This window comes from Leucobacter faecis (assembly GCF_054456695.2).
The window spans coordinates 122,462-140,139 of sequence record NZ_JBTJER020000006.1; the positions used below are offsets into that span (position 1 = coordinate 122,462).

At 66.3% G+C, this 17,678-nt stretch carries 17 protein-coding genes; 14 read left to right on the forward strand and 3 right to left on the reverse strand.

What is annotated here, in order from left to right; all coding sequences use genetic code 11:
- The first annotated feature begins 308 nt into the window (after positions 1-308).
- The 11 genes from ACXR2W_RS08540 to ACXR2W_RS08590 all read left to right on the forward strand — a co-directional run bounded on the left by ACXR2W_RS08540 (position 309) and on the right by ACXR2W_RS08590 (position 12,788).
- Positions 309-782 carry a hypothetical protein gene (locus tag ACXR2W_RS08540; RefSeq protein ID WP_458814493.1) on the forward strand — a complete coding sequence of 158 codons (474 nt, stop codon included), beginning with the start codon at positions 309-311 and terminating at the stop codon, positions 780-782.
- A gap of 9 nt (positions 783-791) precedes the next feature.
- On the forward strand, positions 792-2,225 hold the full coding sequence (locus ACXR2W_RS08545) for an NAD(P)H-quinone dehydrogenase (protein ID WP_458814491.1): 1,434 nt from the start codon (positions 792-794) through the stop codon (positions 2,223-2,225).
- Between the two features lie 32 nt (positions 2,226-2,257).
- Positions 2,258-2,668, forward strand: coding sequence for a cupredoxin domain-containing protein (locus ACXR2W_RS08550; protein ID WP_458814489.1), 411 nt, complete (start codon positions 2,258-2,260; stop codon positions 2,666-2,668).
- Between the two features lies 1 nt (position 2,669).
- Positions 2,670-3,842 carry an ROK family transcriptional regulator gene (locus ACXR2W_RS08555; protein WP_458814487.1) on the forward strand — a complete coding sequence of 391 codons (1,173 nt, stop codon included), beginning with the start codon at positions 2,670-2,672 and terminating at the stop codon, positions 3,840-3,842.
- Positions 3,843-3,971: 129 nt separating this feature from the next.
- Positions 3,972-5,459 (forward strand): M81 family metallopeptidase, encoded by a 1,488-nt coding sequence (locus ACXR2W_RS08560; RefSeq protein WP_458814485.1) that lies wholly within the window; start codon positions 3,972-3,974, stop codon positions 5,457-5,459.
- A gap of 168 nt (positions 5,460-5,627) precedes the next feature.
- Positions 5,628-7,433, forward strand: coding sequence for a peptide ABC transporter substrate-binding protein (locus ACXR2W_RS08565; RefSeq protein ID WP_458814483.1), 1,806 nt, complete (start codon positions 5,628-5,630; stop codon positions 7,431-7,433).
- Between the two features lie 17 nt (positions 7,434-7,450).
- Positions 7,451-8,467, forward strand: coding sequence for an ABC transporter permease (locus ACXR2W_RS08570; RefSeq protein WP_458814481.1), 1,017 nt, complete (start codon positions 7,451-7,453; stop codon positions 8,465-8,467).
- Positions 8,464-9,354: an ABC transporter permease gene (locus tag ACXR2W_RS08575; protein ID WP_458814479.1), complete on the forward strand. Its 891-nt coding sequence runs from the start codon at positions 8,464-8,466 to the stop codon at positions 9,352-9,354. The genes ACXR2W_RS08570 and ACXR2W_RS08575 overlap by 4 nt, the downstream gene beginning before the upstream one ends.
- Positions 9,351-11,036 carry an ABC transporter ATP-binding protein gene (locus ACXR2W_RS08580; protein WP_458814477.1) on the forward strand — a complete coding sequence of 562 codons (1,686 nt, stop codon included), beginning with the start codon at positions 9,351-9,353 and terminating at the stop codon, positions 11,034-11,036. Before ACXR2W_RS08575 ends, ACXR2W_RS08580 begins: the two co-directional genes overlap by 4 nt.
- Positions 11,037-11,043: 7 nt before the next feature.
- Positions 11,044-11,817: a copper homeostasis protein CutC gene (locus ACXR2W_RS08585; protein WP_458814475.1), complete on the forward strand. Its 774-nt coding sequence runs from the start codon at positions 11,044-11,046 to the stop codon at positions 11,815-11,817.
- On the forward strand, positions 11,814-12,788 hold the full coding sequence (locus ACXR2W_RS08590; protein WP_458814473.1) for an ROK family protein: 975 nt from the start codon (positions 11,814-11,816) through the stop codon (positions 12,786-12,788). The genes ACXR2W_RS08585 and ACXR2W_RS08590 overlap by 4 nt, the downstream gene beginning before the upstream one ends.
- A 136-nt stretch (positions 12,789-12,924) precedes the next feature.
- On the opposite strand, the gene ACXR2W_RS08595 is transcribed toward ACXR2W_RS08590, so the two are convergent.
- Positions 12,925-14,244 (reverse strand): class I SAM-dependent RNA methyltransferase, encoded by a 1,320-nt coding sequence (locus ACXR2W_RS08595; RefSeq protein ID WP_458814471.1) that lies wholly within the window; start codon positions 14,242-14,244, stop codon positions 12,925-12,927.
- Positions 14,245-14,354: 110 nt separating this feature from the next.
- Between ACXR2W_RS08595 and ACXR2W_RS08600 the strand changes: the two genes are divergently transcribed.
- Together ACXR2W_RS08600 and ACXR2W_RS08605 are read left to right on the forward strand one after the other, a co-directional pair.
- Positions 14,355-15,089 (forward strand): ABC transporter ATP-binding protein, encoded by a 735-nt coding sequence (locus ACXR2W_RS08600; RefSeq protein WP_458814469.1) that lies wholly within the window; start codon positions 14,355-14,357, stop codon positions 15,087-15,089.
- Positions 15,086-15,820 (forward strand): ABC transporter permease, encoded by a 735-nt coding sequence (locus ACXR2W_RS08605; RefSeq protein ID WP_458814467.1) that lies wholly within the window; start codon positions 15,086-15,088, stop codon positions 15,818-15,820. The genes ACXR2W_RS08600 and ACXR2W_RS08605 overlap by 4 nt, the downstream gene beginning before the upstream one ends.
- Before the next feature lie 57 nt (positions 15,821-15,877).
- On the opposite strand, the gene ACXR2W_RS08610 is transcribed toward ACXR2W_RS08605, so the two are convergent.
- A complete protein-coding gene (locus ACXR2W_RS08610) occupies positions 15,878-16,426 on the reverse strand; it encodes a hypothetical protein (protein ID WP_458814465.1) in 549 nt (182 codons plus the stop codon).
- A 158-nt stretch (positions 16,427-16,584) separates the two neighbouring features.
- Positions 16,585-16,935 carry a DUF7882 family protein gene (locus ACXR2W_RS08615; RefSeq protein WP_458814463.1) on the reverse strand — a complete coding sequence of 117 codons (351 nt, stop codon included), beginning with the start codon at positions 16,933-16,935 and terminating at the stop codon, positions 16,585-16,587.
- 22 nt (positions 16,936-16,957) lie between these two features.
- On the opposite strand from ACXR2W_RS08615, the gene ACXR2W_RS08620 reads away from it, so the two are divergent.
- The gene (locus ACXR2W_RS08620) at positions 16,958-17,599 is read left to right on the forward strand and encodes a Maf family protein (RefSeq protein ID WP_458814461.1); all 642 of its coding nucleotides are present in this window, start codon (positions 16,958-16,960) and stop codon (positions 17,597-17,599) included.
- The last annotated feature ends 79 nt before the right edge of the window (positions 17,600-17,678 follow it).

Sequence of the window (17,678 nt, forward strand, 5' to 3'; positions counted from 1 at the left end):
GTCGCCCGTGCTGGCGGAATGCGGGAGGCGCGAGTGTGGCGCGTCAGTCATCGTCATCTGTGCGGCAGTCCTTCCAACGTCGTTGTCGCGCTTGGTGCGCGCGGGGTTCGACAGGGTCGACCGCTTCGCGCTCGACCGTGCTCGGTACCCCTGGCGTCGATCATAGGCGCATTCCATATGCCCGGGCGCGTACAGGAGTCCCGCTCACCGGGTCGTACGATGCTTGGCATCGTCTGCGCTGCCCGTTTGGCTGACCGCTCACCGAGAGTTCTTCCGATGTAAGTAAGGATGGCCTAAGATGGGCGTTGATGATGTTTGATTCTGCGACGCATGGTTCTGCCGGGTATCCGTTGGGCGACCCGATCGACGACCCCGCCGAGCTCGCGCCCGTGGTTGGGGCCGCGACGGACGATGACCTGACCGAACTGCGCGAGTGGCTGGGCGCGCTCGACGCGAGCGCCTACGGACAGGTGTTCATCGAGGCGAACGCGAACGCGACCGCGACAGCTGCGGGGCGCGAAATGCTTGTCGCTCCGAAGGGCATCGGCATCACCTGGCTGCGGCCGGGTGAACGCCCCGGCGCGGCACTCACCGCGGCCGTCGACGCCTGGTTTGCCGAGTGGCTATGGGTCGAAGCGGCAGGTTCGCGTGCGGTGCAAGTGTTCACCGCTGCGTACGCCGAGACCGCGATCGCTCCGTTTCTGCGGCGCTTCGAGTGTCGGCTCGAGAAGCGCTGGCCCGGCTGCAGCCGCGATGCCTGCCCCAGGCTGCGCGCCGACTAGACTGGCCGCATGGCTAAATCCTTTGAACGCAAGCACCGGATCGCGGTTCTGGGGGGCGGCCCCGGCGGCTACGACGCCGCACTCGCTGGGGCCCAGCAGGGGGCAGAAGTCACCCTGATCGAACGCGCAGGAGTCGGCGGCGCCGCCGTGCTCACTGACGTGGTGCCCTCGAAGAGTCTCATCGCCACCGCGGGTGGTGTGCAAGCGGTGCGCGACTCGGGCAAGCTCGGCGTGCAGACGTTCGTGCCCGGCGGTGACGGCAAGCCGGTGCGCCCCGAGATCGCGGTCAATCTTGCCGCCGTGAACAAGCGTCTGCTCGCAATGGCGGGGGCGCAGTCGACCGACATGCTCAACTCGCTTGAAGAGGCGGGTGTGCGCGTGGTGCAGGGCGAAGGGCGACTCGACGGCCCGAACGCTGTGCTCGTGTCGACGAGCGCTGGTGGCACCGACTTCGACCGCATCGAAGCAGACACCATTGTCGTGGCGGTGGGCGCCAGCCCGCGCGAGCTTGACAGCGCGAAGCCCGATGGCGAACGCATTCTGACGTGGAAGCAGCTGTACGATCTGCAGGCGATCCCTGAGCACCTGGTCGTGGTCGGCTCGGGTGTTACGGGGGCAGAGTTTGCCAACGCTTACCGCACGCTCGGCGCCGAGGTCACCCTCGTGTCGAGTCGTGAGCAGGTGCTGCCCGGCGAGGATCCCGACGCCGCGAAGGTGATTGAACGCGAGTTCACACGGCTCGGCATGAACGTGATGTCAAAGTCGCGTGCAGAGACTGTGACCCGCACTACAGACGGCATCATCGTTGAGCTTGCAGATGGCCGCACGGTGGAGGGCTCGCACTGCCTCATGGCGGTCGGATCTATTCCCAACACGCAAGATCTGGGGCTCGAGGAAGCGGGCATCACGCTCACCGACAGCGGTCACATCGAGGTGAACAAGGTGGCGCGCACGGCCGTGCCGTCGATCTACGCCGCTGGTGACTGCACCAACTTCTTTCCGCTCGCATCGGTCGCGTCGATGCAGGGACGCACCGCGATCATGCACGCGCTGGGTGACTTCGTGCGACCCATTGACCTGCGCAACGTCGCGGCAAACGTGTTCACATACCCAGAGATCGCGACGGTCGGCTGGAACGAACACTCGCTCGCAGACGCCAGTGACGTCGCGAAGGCCGTGTCGCACACGATTCCTTTGAGCGTCAACCCGCGCGCCAAAATGATCGGTTTCACCGACGGCTTCGTGAAGCTGTTTGCGTGGGAGGCGTCTGGCACCGTGATCGGCGGCGTGGTCGTATCGCACCGCGCCAGCGAGCTGATCTTTCCGCTGGCCCTCGCGGTCGAGCATCGCCTCACCGTTGACCAGGTGGCTTCGGCCTTTGCGGTGTACCCGTCGATGTCTGGCGCGATCACCGACGCGGCGCGCGCACTGCACAAGGCCTAGTCGCGGTCCGACACACGAGGAGAACCAGGCTGATGATGCAGCTGACGAAATCTGTAGTGCCCACCCGCCTCACGCGTCGTCGCGTGCTGAGCGGTGCCGTGGGGGTACTCGGCGTTGCGGCCGCGGCGCTGCTTGCCGGCTGCGCGCGCCCCGGTAAACCCGAGCTCGTGCCCTCGAACGAGAGCGCCAGGCCCGCCGTCACCGTACGCGCGATCGACAACAAGTTTGAGCCGGCCAAGGTTCAGGTGCAGGCCGGGCAGGCCGTGCGCTGGGAATTTGCGGGCTCGGCCGAGCACGACGTCGTAGCCGACGACGGCAGCTTCGTGTCTGAACTGATGCGCGAGGGCAGCTACACTCACGTGTTCGAGCAAAAGGGCGAGTACGGGTATGACTGCTCGGTGCACCCTGAAATGACGGGCGTCGTCACCGTCGTGGGAGGCTAGCATGGCGTCGGTGTATGCGACGAGCCCCGGCGCGCTGTTTGCGCTCGTGCGCGGGGGCCGGGCCGGGTCGCGAGCCGACCTCGCGCGTGTCACGGGGCTCTCAGCGTCGACGGTGGCGCAGCGCGTTGAGGAGCTCATGACGCTGGGTTACCTCGCCGAGTCGGGGCGTGGCGCCTCGAGTGGCGGGCGCAGGCCGCGGCTTGTTGAAGTGAGCGAAAACAACCACGCGGTGGTGGGGGTTGACCTGGGCGAGGACGCATTGATTCTCGCGCTCGTGAGCCGCAGCGGCGCTGTGGTCGCTGAGACACGCGCGGCCCTTGTACCGGGGGAGAGCCCCGCCGAAGTGGTGGCCCGCGCTGTAGTGCTCGCGTACGAGCTAGCGGCCGAGCACACGCGCACACTCGAGGGGATCGCGCTCAGCGTGCCGGGCCCGGTCGATGCGAGCGGTGAGCGACTCATCTCGCCGATTCGCATGCCGGGATGGAACGGTGTGAACGTACGCGCGCTCATGCAACAGCACACCGAATTGCCCGTGCTCGTCGAGAACGACGCGAACGCGATGGCGCTTGGCGAGTATCTCGCGCGTGACGGGGTGACTGAGCAGCTCATCAGCGTCAAAGCGGGCACTGGAATTGGCGCAGGTATTGTCATTGACGGCGAGGTATACCGCGGTTTTGGTGGTGTCGCGGGCGACATTAGCCATGTTGCGATCAGCGCTGGCGAGAGCGTGCTGTGCAGCTGCGGCAGGTCGGGGTGCCTCGACGTGGTGGCGAGTGGCTCAGCGATCGTGGCGACGCTGCGTGCCCAGGGCGTCATGGTGTCGAGTCTCGACGAAGTGATGGGCCTGGCTGGTGATGCCCATCCCATCGCGATGGGGGCGCTTCGCGAGGCGGGGGCACGCCTCGGCACCGTGCTGTCGACGATCATCAACTTCTTCAACCCGCACGCGCTCGTGCTCGGCGGCAGCCTCGCCCTCGCCGACGCGTTTGTGGCGGGCGTGCGCCAGTCGATCTTTACGCTGTGCCTGCCGATGTCGACCGATCGGCTCGAGATTTCAGTTGCACGCGCGGGCCAGGTGGGCAGTGCCCGTGGTGCGGCGTGGGAGCTCACCGAGCGGCTGCTCACCGAGCAGAGCATCGATGCGGCGGTGCACGGGCATCGGGTTGCGCTGTAGGGTGACGCCGCCGCGCAGCGGCGTGATCCGGATCGAAGAATAGCGACTTTAGATTATTTTCGGAGCAAGTAACTCGCGTATTTTGGCAAAGTGCGCGAGTTCCTTCGAAAGCTGTCGTATTCTGAAGGAATGACTGCAACACAGGCACGCCCCCGCATCGCGATTGCGGGCATGGCAATCGAATCCAGCACGTTCTCGCCGCACCGCGCCGGTGAGCGTGACTTCCAGCGCCTCACGGGTGATGAGCTGGTGCTGCGCTACCCCGCGATTCGCGACGGCGAGCTGCGCGACCGGGCTGAGTGGCTGCCGGTGTACTACGCCCGCTCGATTCCCGGCGGCGCAGTGCTGCCCGAGGTGTACGAGTCCATCAAGCAGCGCATCTGTGCAGGCCTCGCTGAGCTTGTGGCAGATGGGCAGAAGCTCGACGGTCTCTACTTCGATATCCACGGCGCGATGAGCGTTGTGGGGCTCGATGACGCCGAGGGCGACCTGATCGCAGCGATTCGCGAGGTCATCGGCGCCGATGTCATCGTGTCATCGCCCATGGACCTGCACGGCAACGTCTCGCCGGTGCTGATCAATGAGGTCAACCTCATCACCTGCTACCGCCTTGCGCCGCACGAAGATGTGTGGGAGACGAAGGATCGCGCGCTGCGTCACCTCGTCACCGCGCTTGAGACTGGCGAACTGCCGCACAAGGCCTGGGTGCGTGTGCCGATCCTGCTGCCCGGCGAGAAGACGAGCACGCGCGTCGAGCCCGCAAAGAGCCTCTACGGCCGGATCCCCGAGCTGCTTGAGCGTGACGGCGTCACCGATGCCTCGATCTGGATCGGCTACGCCTGGGCCGACGAGCCCCGTTGCCACGCCACGGTCGTCGTGATGGGGCACGATGCTAACGTTGCGGCCGCCGCTGCGAAGGAGCTCGCCGAAGAGTTTTGGGCGGTGCGTGACGAGTTCGAGTTCGTTGGCCCTCCCGGCACCCTCGACGAGGGTGTCGCGGCCGGCCTTGCCGCTACCGACACCCCCTACTTCATTAGCGACTCGGGCGATAACCCGGGCGCTGGCGGCACGGGCGACGTGACCTGGACCCTCGCCGAGCTCTTGAAGAAGCCCGAGCTCACCGCTGAGGGCGCGCCGACCACGCTCGTCGCCTCGGTGTTCGACGCTGCGGCCCTGGCGACCCTGCGCACGCACACCGTGGGTGACCGCGTTTCGCTCGCAGTGGGGGCGGGCGTCGACCACGGCCCGCACGGGCCTGCCCAGATTGACGGTGTGCTGCACAGTCTGCACGAGGGCGACATCGACGCGGGCGGCATCGCCGTGATTCGCGTCGGTGGCATCTATGCGATCGTCACCGAGTTTCGCAAGGCCTACCACGCGATCGACGATTTCACGCGCATTGGCCTTGACCCCGCGACCGCTCAGATCGTGGTCACCAAGATTGGTTACCTCGAGCCCACGCTGTATGACGCGCAGCGCGGTTGGACCCTGGCGCTGACTCCCGGCGGTGTTGACCAGGACCTCGAGCGCCTCGGGCACCACCGCATCGAGCGCCCGATGTTTCCGTTCGACAACTTCGACGAGAGCCCCGATTTCACCGCGACGCTGTTTAAGTAGGGCGTGTGCCCACCTGAAGTAGGGCGTGTGCCCACCTTCGGGCGGGCATCTCGTTATCAAAATGTAACCAAATGGATTTTGTCCCTCGACTTACTCCAGTAAAGATAAAAAGTACGCCTCGCTGGTGAAGTAACTTCACCTTCGGCGGGGCCCTGACAAGGAGGTTCGATGCGTACTCAGACACTGCGTCGTCGACTGCTGGCACCGATCGGTGCTTTCGCGGTCGCCGCGCTCGCTATGACAGGTTGTTCAACGGGGGCGGGCGATGACGCCGCCGCTACTAAAGACTCGGTGAGCTTTGCGCTTCAGGTCGGCACCGGCCCGAACTGGATCTTGCCCATCGCGTCACCCGACACGATGGCCACCCACAACAGCGCCATCAAGGCGACCATGTGGCCGCGCCTGTTTGAATACAACGGCGCCGACGGCACCATGGGCTGGGACGAGAAGGCTTCGGCCGCGAAGTCTTACGAGTTCTCAGAAGACGGCAAAACCGTCACTGTCACACTCAACGACCTCGACTGGAGCGACGGCACCCCGATGACCACGCGCGACGTGGAATTCTGGTACAACCTGGTGCGCTTCAACGGTGAGAAGACCGGCGGCTACACCGCAGGCATGATGCCCGAGAACGTTGTTGAGTTCACGACGATCGACGATAAGACCTTCTCGCTCACCATGGACAAGGTGTACAACGAAGAGTTCTTGCTCGGCAACCAGCTCACCATGATGGTGCCGATGCCGCAGCACGCGTGGGACAAGACCAGCGCCGATGGCGAAGTGGGCGACCACGACCGCGACGAGGCCGGCGCTCAGCAGGTGCTCGACTACCTCTTCTCAGAGGCGAAGGACATGAAGACCTACGCCACCAACCCGCTGTGGAAGGTGACCGCGGGCCCGTACAACGTGAAGAGCTGGTCTGACGCTGGCGTCGTTGAGCTCGAGGCGAGCGAAACCTACACCGGTGTCGACAAGCCCTCCATCAAGAACGTCGAGTTCTTGCCCTTCACCTCGGCCGACGCCGAGACGAACGTGGTGCGCGCGGGCGACATTGACTACGGTTACATCACGGCCGCTCAGCTGACCAACGAGAAGCAGTTCACTGACCTGGGCTACAAGGTCGTGCCGTGGACTGGCTGGTCGGTCACCTACATGCCGTACAACTTCGCGAACCCCGAGAAGGGCGCGTTCTACAAGCAGCTGTACGTGCGCCAGGCACTGCAGCACGCGGTTGACCAAGAGACGATCTCAGACGTCATCTGGCACGGCGCGGCAACGCCCGGCTACGGCCCGATCCCGCAGACCGAGGGTGCGAGCGACCTGCTCTCTGACGAGCAGAACAACAACCCGTACCCCTTCGACCTGAAGAAGACGACCGAGCTGTTCACCAGCCACGGTTGGAAGGCCGGTAAGGACGGGATCCTCGTGTGCGAGGACGCCGGCAGCGGCGAGAAGCAGTGCGGCGAGGGCATCGCAAAGGGCGAGAAGGCCGAGATCGTTGTCACCACGCAGAACGGCTCGAAAGAGACCGACAACATGATGGCCGAGATTCAGTCGTCGCTCGCGAAGGCTGGCGTCAAGATGATTATCGACTCGAAGCCGCTCGACAGCGTGCTCGCTGACGCGCAGGAGTGCAAGGAAGGCTCAACCTGTAACTGGGAGCTGACCTTCTTCGGTTCGGCCGGTAGCTGGTACTTCGAGCCGTACGCCACCGGTGTGCGCGTGTGGGCGAAAGACACGAAGTGGAACGCTGGCCAGTACGACAACCCCGAGGCTGAAGAGATCATCCAAGAGATGGCCTACTCAACCGACCCCGAGATCGCCAAGAAGTACTCGGCGTACCTCGCAAAGGACCTGCCCGTGATGTGGATGCCGAACCCTGTGTACCAGGTGTCGGTGGTGCGTGACGGCCTCGATATCGATCACCAGGATCCGGGCGCGTCATTCTTGCCGCAGCGCTGGTCCTGGAAGTAAGCAAACCGGAGTAACACATGAGTGTGGTGGAAGCGGCGCCAAGCGCAAGCAAACGAACGAAGAGTCGTTCGGGTTTTGGAAGGTACCTTCTGAAACGTTTAGGGCAGGGTCTGTTGGTGATCTTGCTCGTGACGCTGATTGTGTTCGCGTTGCTCCACCTCGCCATGCCCAATGGCCCGGCCGCCGGTGTGCTCGGTATGCAGGCCACACAGGAGCAGATCGAAGCGTTCAATAAAGCGAACGGATTCGATCTGCCCCTGTGGCAGCAATATTTAAACTTTCTCACCCAGCTGTTGCAGGGTGACCTGGGCGACTCGTTCAAACTGAACCGCCCGGTGAGCGAAGCGATCGCGATGCGTCTGCCCAAGACCATGATCCTCGCGCTCATCTCGATGATCGTCGCCCTCATCGTCGCGATTCCCATGGGCATCTTCCAGGCTGTGCGCCGCGGCAAGAAGGCCGACTACACGCTCACGACGATCAACTTCATCATCTACTCGACGCCCTCGTTCTTCCTGGGCCTCATTCTGGTGATTGTGTTCTCGCAGTGGCTCGGCTGGTTCCCGGCCCAGGCGCCGCAGGGCGACACTGTCATGTCGGTGCTCTCGCAGCCCGAGGCGCTCGTGCTGCCCGTGTTCACCGCGTCGCTCGCGATCATCGCCACGTTCTCGCGCTACATGCGCTCGGCCACGATCGATAACCTCTCTGAGGACTACGTGCGTACCGCGCGCGCCAAAGGCACGCCCGTGTCGGTCGTCGTCACCAAGCACGTCGTGCGCAACTCGCTCACTCCCGTCATCGCGATGCTGGGTTACTACCTGCCCGTCATGTTCGGCGGCATGATCGTGATCGAGTCGCTCTTCAACTACCCCGGCATGGGCTTGCTGTTCTGGCAGTCCGCGCAGACCTCTGATTACCCCGTGCTGCTGGGCTGCGTGCTCATTATCGCGCTCGCCACGGTCATCGGTTCGCTGCTCGCCGACATCATTCAGGCACTGCTTGATCCCCGCACGCGAGGAGAGCTCTCAGCATGACCACCACTGCTTCGACGCCCGCGGCACAGGCCGCAGCGATTTCGCCGCGCAAACGCGGCATGCGCCGCTTCATGCGCAACAAGCTCGCGGTCTTTGGCCTCGCCACGATCGCGCTGTTTCTGATCTTCTGCTTCTTGGGTCCGCTGTTCTACCAGACGGATCAGGTGCACACCGACCTCACGAGCGCGATGCTGAAGCCCGGCGAGCAGGGCCACCTGCTCGGCACCGATGACGTCGGCTACGACGTGCTCGGCCGGCTCATGGTCGGCGGCCAGGTCTCGATTCTCATCGGCCTCGCCGCGGGCGTGCTCGCTACCCTGATCGGCACGATCTGGGGCGCCGTCGCAGGTTACGCGGGCGGCTGGGTCGACTCGGTGATGATGCGCATCGTTGATGCCGGCATCGCGATCCCCGCGACTTTCTTGCTGCTGATCCTGTCGGCCGTGATGCGCCCGAGCGTGCCGCTGATGATCCTCGTGATCGGCCTCGTTTCGTGGCTCGTGCCCGCCCGCCTCGTGCGCGCCGAATCGATCTCGCTCAAGTCACGCGAGTACGTGCTGGCGCTGCGCGCCATGGGCGGCAGCCACGCGCGCGCCGTGCGCAAGCACATCGTGCCCAACGCCGTGGGCACGATCGTTGTGAACGCCACGTTCCAGGTCGCCGACGCGATCTTGCTCGTCGCCTACATCTCGTTCCTCGGTATGGGGCTGCAGAAGCCCGCCACCGACTGGGGCGCGATGCTCACCGGCGGCATGAGTTACACCTACTCAGGAGCCTGGTGGCTCATCTTCCCCGCCGGCGTCTGCATCGTGCTCACCGTGTGCGCATTCAACAGCATCGGCGACGGCCTCCGTGACTTCTTCGACGTGAAGGGACGCAACGCATGAGCGGCGCACTGCTGAACATCGAAAACCTCAAGGTCGACTTTACGACCGAAGACGGCCTCGTTCACGCCGTGAAGGGCATCGACCTGTCGGTGCGCGCGGGCGAAGTGCTCGCGCTCGTAGGCGAATCAGGTTCGGGCAAGTCGGTCACCGCGATGGCGGTGCTGCAGCTGCTGCCCAAGACCGCACAGATCACCGGCAGCGTCGAATTTGACGGCCGCGACCTGCTCGCGTGCACCGAGTCCGAGATGAACGGCGTGCGCGGCGCGCAGATCTCGATGGTGTTTCAGGAGCCGATGACGGCGCTCAACCCGAGCATGCGCATCGGCGCCCAGATCACCGAGGCGATTCGTAATCACCGCGAGGTGAGCGCCGAGGTCGCGTGGGACGAGGCCGTCGAGCTGCTGGGCAAGGTGGGCATTCCCGAGCCCGCGATTCGCGCCAAGAGCTACCCGCACGAGCTTTCGGGCGGCCAGCGTCAGCGCGTGGTCATCGCGATCGCGCTCGCCTGCGGTCCGCAGCTGATCATTGCCGACGAGCCCACGACCGCGCTTGACGTGACCGTGCAGGCCGAGATCCTCGACCTGATTCGCTCGCTCGCGCGTGACACCGGCACCGCGTTCTTGCTCGTCACCCACAACATGGGCGTCGTCGCCGACATCGCCGACCGCGTGGCCGTGATGTTCCGTGGTGACATGGTCGAGGTGGGCGACGTGTCGCAGGTGCTCATGCACCCAGAGCACGACTACACCAAGAAGCTGCTGAGCGTCGTGCCCAGGCTGCCCGAGGCGCTGCCCGAGGCGGCCGCCGCGGGAACCGATCCGGTACTGAACACATCAGAGCCCGCTGTGACCCCCGCGCTCGAATTCACGAGCGCGTGCGTCACCTACAAGCGGGGCGGCAAGAGCTTCCAGGCGCTCACCGATGTGAGCCTGTCGATCGCCCCCGGCGAGATCGTGGGCCTCGTGGGCGAGTCGGGCTCGGGCAAGTCAACGCTGGGGCGCGCGGCGCTCGGCCTGCTGCCGCTGTCGGGTGGATCAATGTCGCTGCTCGGCACCGATCTGGGCGGCAAGCTGGGACGGCGCGAGGAGCGCACGCTGCGCAGCCGCGTCGGCGCGATCTTCCAAGACCCCGGATCAAGCCTCGACCCGCGCATGTCGATCGGTGAGGCGATTGCCGAGCCGCTGATCGTGCATAAGAAGCTGCACCCGATGTCTGCCGCCGCCCGCGCCCAAAAGGTGGGCGAGCTGCTCGAGGCTGTCGAGCTGCCCGCGAACTACGCGTCGCGGTACCCGCACGAGCTGTCGGGCGGCCAGCGCCAGCGCATCGGCCTGGCGCGTGCGATCGCGCTCGAGCCTGAGCTGATCATCGCCGACGAGCCGACGAGCGCGCTCGACGTGTCGGTGCAGGCGGCGGTGCTCGACGTGCTCAAGGGGCTGCAGGAGCAGTTCAACTTCGCGTGCCTGTTCATCAGCCACGACCTCGCCGTCGTCGAGAGCTTCTCTGACCGCGTCGCCGTGATGCTGCAGGGTGAGCTTGTCGAGGTGGGCTCGTCGGCTGAGGTGCTGCTGCATCCGCAGCACGCCTACAGCCGGCGACTGCTGGCTGCGGTTCCTGTTCCGGATCCGGCCGCGCAGCGCGAGCGTCGTATATCGCGTGCCGCGTTGCTCGCTGCGAGCAAGTGAGGCTCCCATGACCCGTTCGTTTGAGTACGAGATCATCGCCCAAGACCCGGCCGCGGTGCGACTCGCGGCAAGGCTCGGTGCGACGCGCGTCGAGCTGTGCCAGGGGCTTGCGCTCGGCGGCATTACACCGAGCGCCGGCCTCGTCGAGGCAGCCGTTGCGGCGTCGCGTGCGAGCGCTACGCCTACGCACCGGGTCGAAGTCCACGCCCTGATTCGCCCGCGCGCGGGCGGCTTTGTGTACTCGGATGACGAGCTCTGTGTGATCCTCGCAGACATTCGCGCGGCCGTGCGCTCGGGCGTCGACGGCGTGGTCGTGGGCAGCCAGCTCGCCTCGGGCGAACTCGACCTCGAGGCCCTTGCGCGCATGCGCGAGGCCGCGGGCGACGCGCAGCTCTCGCTGCACCGCGTAGTCGACGTAACCCCCGATCCGGTCGCGACCGTGCAGGCCCTCGCTGATCGCCCAGATCTGGGCGTGGCGCGCGTGCTGACGTCTGGGGGAGCGCCCCGCGCGATCGAGGGAGCAGCGACCCTCGCGCGCATGGTGGCGGCGGCTTCGGGCCGCATCGCGGTCATGGCGGGCAGCGGTGTGAACGCGCAGAACGTGGCCGAGCTGTGGGCCGCAGGCGTTGACGCCGTGCACTTTTCGGCGAAGCGCGACGTCGTCGAGCGCCCCATCGTGAGTATGGGGTCGAGCGACGCCGACGGGGTCGGCGGGTACGAAGTGACCTGCGAGGACACCGCGCGTGCGGTGATCGCGGCGCTCACGGGCCGAGCGGCGTGACCGCGGTGCAGGGTGGCGCGGTGCACGGCGCCGGACAGCTGGCGGACCACAACCGGGTTCACGAGTCTGTGCGCGGCACCGTCGTGCTCGGCCTCGACGTGGGCGGTTCGAGCGTCAAGGTGCTTGCGACACCGGTTGGTGCGGTAATCGTTGGTAAACCCGACGCGGTGCTGCAGTTTCGGGCCCCCACCCCGCATGCCGCTCCCGTCGCGGGGCTTCTCGAGATCGTCGCACAAGTGCAGCGAGATTTTACGGTGGCAGCGATTGCGGTGTCGATTCCGGGCACGGTTGACGCCGAGCGCGGTGCGGTCGAGCAGTGTGTCAACATTCCCGAGCTTTCGGGCGTCGACCTGGGTCCGCAGCTCGCGGCGGCGACCGGGGTGCCGGTGCGGGTCGTTAATGACGGCGCGGCGGCGGCGCTCGCCGAGGCCGAGTGGGGTGCTGGTAGCGGCCAGACGAGCGTGTTTGTGCTCGCCCTGGGCACCGGTATCGCGGGCGCCCATGTGGTGTCGGGTGAGGTCGCGGGCGGCGCACACGGCTTTGCGGGCGAACTTGGCCACGTCGTCGTTGACCCCACAGGTGCGCTCTGCTCGTGCGGTAACACGGGCTGCCTTGAAACGGTGCTGGGCGCCCCTGCCGTAACGGCGGCCTGGGAACGGGCCGGCGGCACGGGTGGTACGCGTGGCCTGTTTGCGGCCCACACATCGGGCGATGCGGCTGCGGCCGGGGTGGTTGACCGCGCGGCCGACACCCTCGGTGAGGCGCTGCTCACGCTGTGTGCGCTCGTTGATCCGGGGCGCATTGTGATCGGTGGCGGGCTTGCGCAGCCACCACACACGCTCGTCACAGAGGCAGCGCGTGCGGCCAGGCAGCGTGCCACGTTTCACCGTGTGCCCGAGATCGTGCCCGCGCAGCTGGGCGATTGGGCGGGCGCCTACGGCTGTGCGCTCGTGGCCGCGCGGGCGTTGTAGCCGCGAGCACGGGAGCCGCCGCACGCTCGCTACACCTATTGGGGCCAAGAGTGGTGGTAATGCGTGCTCATTACCACCACCCTTGGCCCCAAAGCGTCAGCCCGGCGGGCCTCGGTGCAATGCACCGCCGCGCGGCCTATGCGCGCTGAAACACCGCGAGCGACTCGAAGTGGTGCGTGTGCGGGAAGATGTCGAACGCCCGCAGGCTCGTGAGCTTGTAGCCGGCGTCAAGCAGCGTCTTCGTGTCGCGGGCGAGCGCAACGGGGTCACACGCAACGTAGATGATGTTGGCGGGGGCGAGCTCGCCCAGCTGCTTAGTGACGTCCCCGCCCGCGCCCGAGCGGGGCGGGTCGAGCACCACGGTGCCGCGGCGAAGACGCCCGCGCACGGGAGCAGCGGCCGCGAGGAGCTCGCTCAGGTAGCGGTCAACGCGTGCGGTGATCGCGAGCGCGCCCACAAAGTCGGCGAGGTTCTCGCCCGCGTCTTCGGTTGCGCCTGAGTCGGCCTCGACGGTGGTCACCTTGAGCGTGGGGCCCGCGGCCTCGAGCATGGCAGCCGCGAGCAAGCCCGCGCCGCCGTAGAGGTCGAGGTTCGCGGCGCTATTGTCGAAGACGCCCTGCTCGATGAGACCCTGCACCGCGTCGCGTACAGCCGTAAACAACACGGCAGGGGCCTCGCGGTGCACCTGCCAGAAGCCGCCGGCGCGCACGACGAAGCCGCGCTCCTCGACGAGCTCGCCCACTGCGTCGCCTTCACCCGAGCGCGTCTTCTCGCCGCTCAGTCGCAGCAGCATGCGCGGGTCGTCCCCTGACGGAGCCACCAGGTCGACAGACTCGACGCCCTGCATTTCTTCGCCGAGCGGCGCGATCTGGCCGATCTCGTCGTTTGCAAGCGGCAGGCTTTCGACATCGATGATGCGACGGCTGCGTGCGGCGTAGGGCCCGACCATGCCGGTCGCCTCGTCAACGTGCAGCCGTACGCGGGTGCGGTAGCCCAGGCCGTTGCGCTCGTCATCGCCGGGGGCCGCCTCTACGCGCCCCTCTTCGGGGTGCGCGAGGTCGAAGCCCAGCTCGGCGAGTTCAATACCGCCAAAGCGGCGCATCGAGTCGGTGAGCACCTGCGCCTTCAGCGCACGCTGGTGGTCAAGATTGATGTGTCCAAACTCGGCGCCGCCCACGCGGTCCTCGGGAGCGCGATCGACCGACGCTTCGGCCCAGACGTGATCGCGGCGGTGGGGTGAAGCCTCGAGCACCTCGACGGTCGTCGCGCGTGCGAACGACTTCTTCTTGGCGTCGGTGACGAGGGCGCGCACGCGCTCGCCGGGAATCGCGTCAGAGACAAAGACGACGCGACCGTCGTGGCGAGCCACGCAGATACCGCCGTGAGCGATGCCGGTGACCTCGAGTTCGACGGTGTCGCCGATGGAGAGTGCAGAGTTCTGCGGGGTAGATACCATGCGTCTATTCTCCCAGAGCCTGGCTGGTTGTGCGCCCGTGTGGGACGGTCAGTTTTCGTGTGGCCGCGCACCCCCTCGCGCTCGCGCGCTAGCGGGTTTATTATGGGCGCATGAAGCACGGCGGCTTCGCGATATCGAGCACGGCCCTCTCCGTACGACGGGGCGGGCGAGAAGTGCTGCACGGCCTCGACCTGAGTATTCCGGTCGGGCAGATCACCGGATTGCTTGGCCCCTCGGGGTGTGGCAAGAGTACGCTTTTGCGCAGCATCGTAGGGGTGCAGGCTCGAGTGCGGGGCGACTTGACGGTGCTGGGGCGCCCGGCCGGCAACCCGCAGCTGCGCACGAGGGTCGCGTACGCCACGCAGTCGGCGTCTGTCTACGACGACCTGTCAGTCGTACAGAACCTCAGATACTTTGCCCGTGTGCAGGGGCTCGGCGCGGGCGCCGCCGAGCGTGCGATCGAACGGGTCGGCCTCGGTGCCGAGGCGGGCCGCCGCGTGCACACGCTGAGCGGTGGCCAGCAGGGGCGCGTCTCGCTCGCTGTGGCGCTGCTCGGCGAGCCAGAGCTGATCGTACTCGACGAGCCAACGGTGGGCCTTGATCCGGTGCTGCGGGCCGAGCTCTGGAGCCTGTTTCGCGGGCTCGCGAGCGAGGGGGTGACGCTGCTCGTGAGCAGCCACGTGATGGACGAGGCGCTGCGCTGCGACCGACTGCTGCTCATGCGTGACGGCCGTATTTTGTCTGACTCCTCGCCCAGTGATCTGCTCGCGGAGACCGGCACGAACGACCCAGAGGCAGCATTCCTTGAGGTCATTGCGCGCGCTGAGAAAGCGAGCAGCTCATGAGCCCCGTGCGCACTCTCGCGACCGCCGCGCGTGTGCTGCGGCAGCTGTCGCACGACCACCGGTCGGTGGCGTTGCTGCTGGCCGCGCCGAGCCTGCTCGTGGGGCTGTTTGCATGGCTGATGAGCGACCAGAAGGGCGCGTTTGACCACTATGGCGGCCCCATTCTCGCCCTGTTTCCGTTCATCTTGATGTTCGTGGTGACGAGTGTGACGACCCTGCGCGAGCGGCGATCTGGCACCCTCGAGCGGCTCATGACGACGCCGCTTACACAGGCCGACTTCATCGTGGGTTACGCACTCGCATTTGGACTGGTCGCCGCGCTGCAAGCGACGATCACGGTAGCGTTTGCGGTGCTCGTGTGCGGGCTCGAGGTGACGGGGTCGGTGTGGCTACTGGGGCTCGTGGCGGTGCTCGACGCGCTGCTCGGCACCGGGTTGGGGCTGCTCGCGAGCGCGTTTGCGCGCACCGAGTTTCAGGCGGTGCAGTTTATGCCGCTCATCGTGTTTCCGCAGATCCTCATTGGTGGGCTGCTGCTGCCGCGCGACGCCATGCCAGACGTGCTGCAGGCCATCTCTGATTGGATGCCGCTGAGCTACGTTGTCGATGCGGTGAACGCGGTGGCAGCGGGCGACACCGATTGGACGTTGGGGGCGCCGCTCATCGTGATCGCCGCGGTAACCGTTGGCGCGCTAGGACTCGCGGCGCTTACGCTGCGGCGGCGCACGCCGTAAGCGCCGTAAATGCTGTAAGCGCCGCGAGTCCTATGAGCACCGCGCGCTGCGAACGCGCTAGCCCTCCTCGTGTGCCTCGCGGCCGCGGCCCTCGTGTTCCTCGTGCGCCCGCGCCTCGGCCTTTTCGCGGTTGCGCTCCTCACGAAACGGGTCGTACTTGTACCAGTGCCGTGGCTCGGGGTCGTTTGCGTGCGCGGCCTCCTCGGCCTCGCGTTCGCGCCTGCGCTCGGGCTCGTAGGCGACCTCGTCTTCGTGATCGTGCGGATGCACGTAGTTCCACTCGCCCATCGCAGGGTCCCTGTGGCCCCTAAACGGGTTCTCTGTGGCACGCTGGGCGGCGCGGCCCTCGGTAGCGCCGTCAAGCACGGGGTGTTCGATGACATCGCCCTGCGGCATTCTGAAGAGGGTGCCCTGCCCTGTGCCAGCGTCGTAGCGAGACGCGGGATGCGGGGCTTCCTTCGACGGGCGCGCAGCCGCAGCCGCGTCGTCTCCAACAGAACGTGGCTCAAGCGGCTCATCTTGCGCCAAATCTTCTGACAGACCCTGCGGCTCGTCAGAAGCATGCCGGGCCCCGCCCGATGAACTTTGGTCGTTGAGTGTAAACATGGCGATCCTCCGTTCGATCTCAAGCACCTCGCGGCGCTAAACCTCATGGTGACGCCAGAGTATGCCTCAAACGGAGCGAATCCCACCCCCTGGCTCTCACCAAATATGAGGCGTAAAGTGAGAGGGTTAGCGTCAGCTTGCGTGGGCAGTGAGCGAGACTAACCGTGATGTGCCGCGTGATACCGCTCGGCCTCGTGTTCGGTGAGCAGCTGGATACCCCGCGAAGAGTTACCGAGCTCAGTCAAGACCTCGACCCACACGGGGTTGAGCTCAACAGGGCGACTGCCCGAGAACCGAAAGATCATTGGTATCGAAGGCCCGCACCACAGCGAAACGCGCCCGCTGCCCTGCTCGGGCGTAAACGACCAACTCACGAAAAATGTTTCGTGGAGCCGCAACTTCACGCCGACAGCAGCCTTCAAATGGGCGAGCGCCCGGTCTTCAATGGCGTACTCGGTGGTTGCTGCATAGATGAGGTGGCCCATGCGCGCATCTTCGCACGCAGACATGCAAATAGCTAGTATTTTGGCTATGCGCTTGTATCTCGCCTCCACTTCGCCCGCCCGCCTTTCGGTGCTGCGCGGGGCCGGTATCGAACCGATCTGTTTGTCACCCGAGGTCGACGAAGACGCCGCGGTCGCCCAGCGCGAGGCCGAGCTCGGCCGCCCGCTCACCGCGCCAGAGCTCACGGAGTATCTCGGCCGCCTCAAAGCCGAAGATGTCGTGCGACGCCACGGCCACGAAATCGACGGGCTGGTGCTCGGCGGTGACTCCATGTTCTTGCTCGGCGACGAGATCCTCGGCAAGCCGCACCTGCCCGAGGTCGCGCTCGAACGCTCGAAAGCGCACCGCGGCCGCGCGGGCTCGCTGCACTCGGGCCACTGGCTCATCGACCACACAGGCGGGCAGCAGCGCGGTGCGGCCGGCGCAGTCGATACGGCGCGCGTGACGCTCGCCGCCGATGTCACCGACGCCGAGCTCGCGGCCTACGTCGCCACCGGCGAACCGCTCGAGCTCGCCGGCGGCTTCGCGATCGACGGCCTCGCGGGCGCGTTCATTGAGCGCATCGAGGGTGCCCCGAGTGCCGTGATCGGGCTGTCGCTACCCGCCCTGCGCAGGCTCGTCACAGGGCTCGGGTACGACTACCCGGCGCTCTGGAACGCGACGCCCTAGCAGCGTGGATCCTGCGAGCGACTCCGTCACCGCAGGACGACCGTGGGTGTGCGCGGCATGATCCGGATCTTTCCAAGCT

What these genes read in the sequence shown, in the direction of transcription:
- ACXR2W_RS08585 (WP_458814475.1), top strand. Translation starts at nt 11,044, where the DNA reads ATGACCCGTTCGTTTGAGTACGAGATCATCGCCCAAGACCCGGCCGCG.
- ACXR2W_RS08580 (WP_458814477.1), top strand. Translation starts at nt 9,351, where the DNA reads ATGAGCGGCGCACTGCTGAACATCGAAAACCTCAAGGTCGACTTTACG.
- ACXR2W_RS08605 (WP_458814467.1), top strand. Translation starts at nt 15,086, where the DNA reads ATGAGCCCCGTGCGCACTCTCGCGACCGCCGCGCGTGTGCTGCGGCAG.
- ACXR2W_RS08565 (WP_458814483.1), top strand. Translation starts at nt 5,628, where the DNA reads ATGCGTACTCAGACACTGCGTCGTCGACTGCTGGCACCGATCGGTGCT.
- ACXR2W_RS08600 (WP_458814469.1), top strand. Translation starts at nt 14,355, where the DNA reads ATGAAGCACGGCGGCTTCGCGATATCGAGCACGGCCCTCTCCGTACGA.
- ACXR2W_RS08620 (WP_458814461.1), top strand. Translation starts at nt 16,958, where the DNA reads ATGCGCTTGTATCTCGCCTCCACTTCGCCCGCCCGCCTTTCGGTGCTG.
- ACXR2W_RS08540 (WP_458814493.1), top strand. Translation starts at nt 309, where the DNA reads ATGATGTTTGATTCTGCGACGCATGGTTCTGCCGGGTATCCGTTGGGC.
- ACXR2W_RS08615 (WP_458814463.1), bottom strand. Translation starts at nt 16,935, where the DNA reads ATGTCTGCGTGCGAAGATGCGCGCATGGGCCACCTCATCTATGCAGCA.
- ACXR2W_RS08610 (WP_458814465.1), bottom strand. Translation starts at nt 16,426, where the DNA reads ATGTTTACACTCAACGACCAAAGTTCATCGGGCGGGGCCCGGCATGCT.
- ACXR2W_RS08545 (WP_458814491.1), top strand. Translation starts at nt 792, where the DNA reads ATGGCTAAATCCTTTGAACGCAAGCACCGGATCGCGGTTCTGGGGGGC.
- ACXR2W_RS08570 (WP_458814481.1), top strand. Translation starts at nt 7,451, where the DNA reads ATGAGTGTGGTGGAAGCGGCGCCAAGCGCAAGCAAACGAACGAAGAGT.
- ACXR2W_RS08550 (WP_458814489.1), top strand. Translation starts at nt 2,258, where the DNA reads ATGATGCAGCTGACGAAATCTGTAGTGCCCACCCGCCTCACGCGTCGT.
- ACXR2W_RS08555 (WP_458814487.1), top strand. Translation starts at nt 2,670, where the DNA reads ATGGCGTCGGTGTATGCGACGAGCCCCGGCGCGCTGTTTGCGCTCGTG.
- ACXR2W_RS08575 (WP_458814479.1), top strand. Translation starts at nt 8,464, where the DNA reads ATGACCACCACTGCTTCGACGCCCGCGGCACAGGCCGCAGCGATTTCG.
- ACXR2W_RS08595 (WP_458814471.1), bottom strand. Translation starts at nt 14,244, where the DNA reads ATGGTATCTACCCCGCAGAACTCTGCACTCTCCATCGGCGACACCGTC.
- ACXR2W_RS08560 (WP_458814485.1), top strand. Translation starts at nt 3,972, where the DNA reads ATGACTGCAACACAGGCACGCCCCCGCATCGCGATTGCGGGCATGGCA.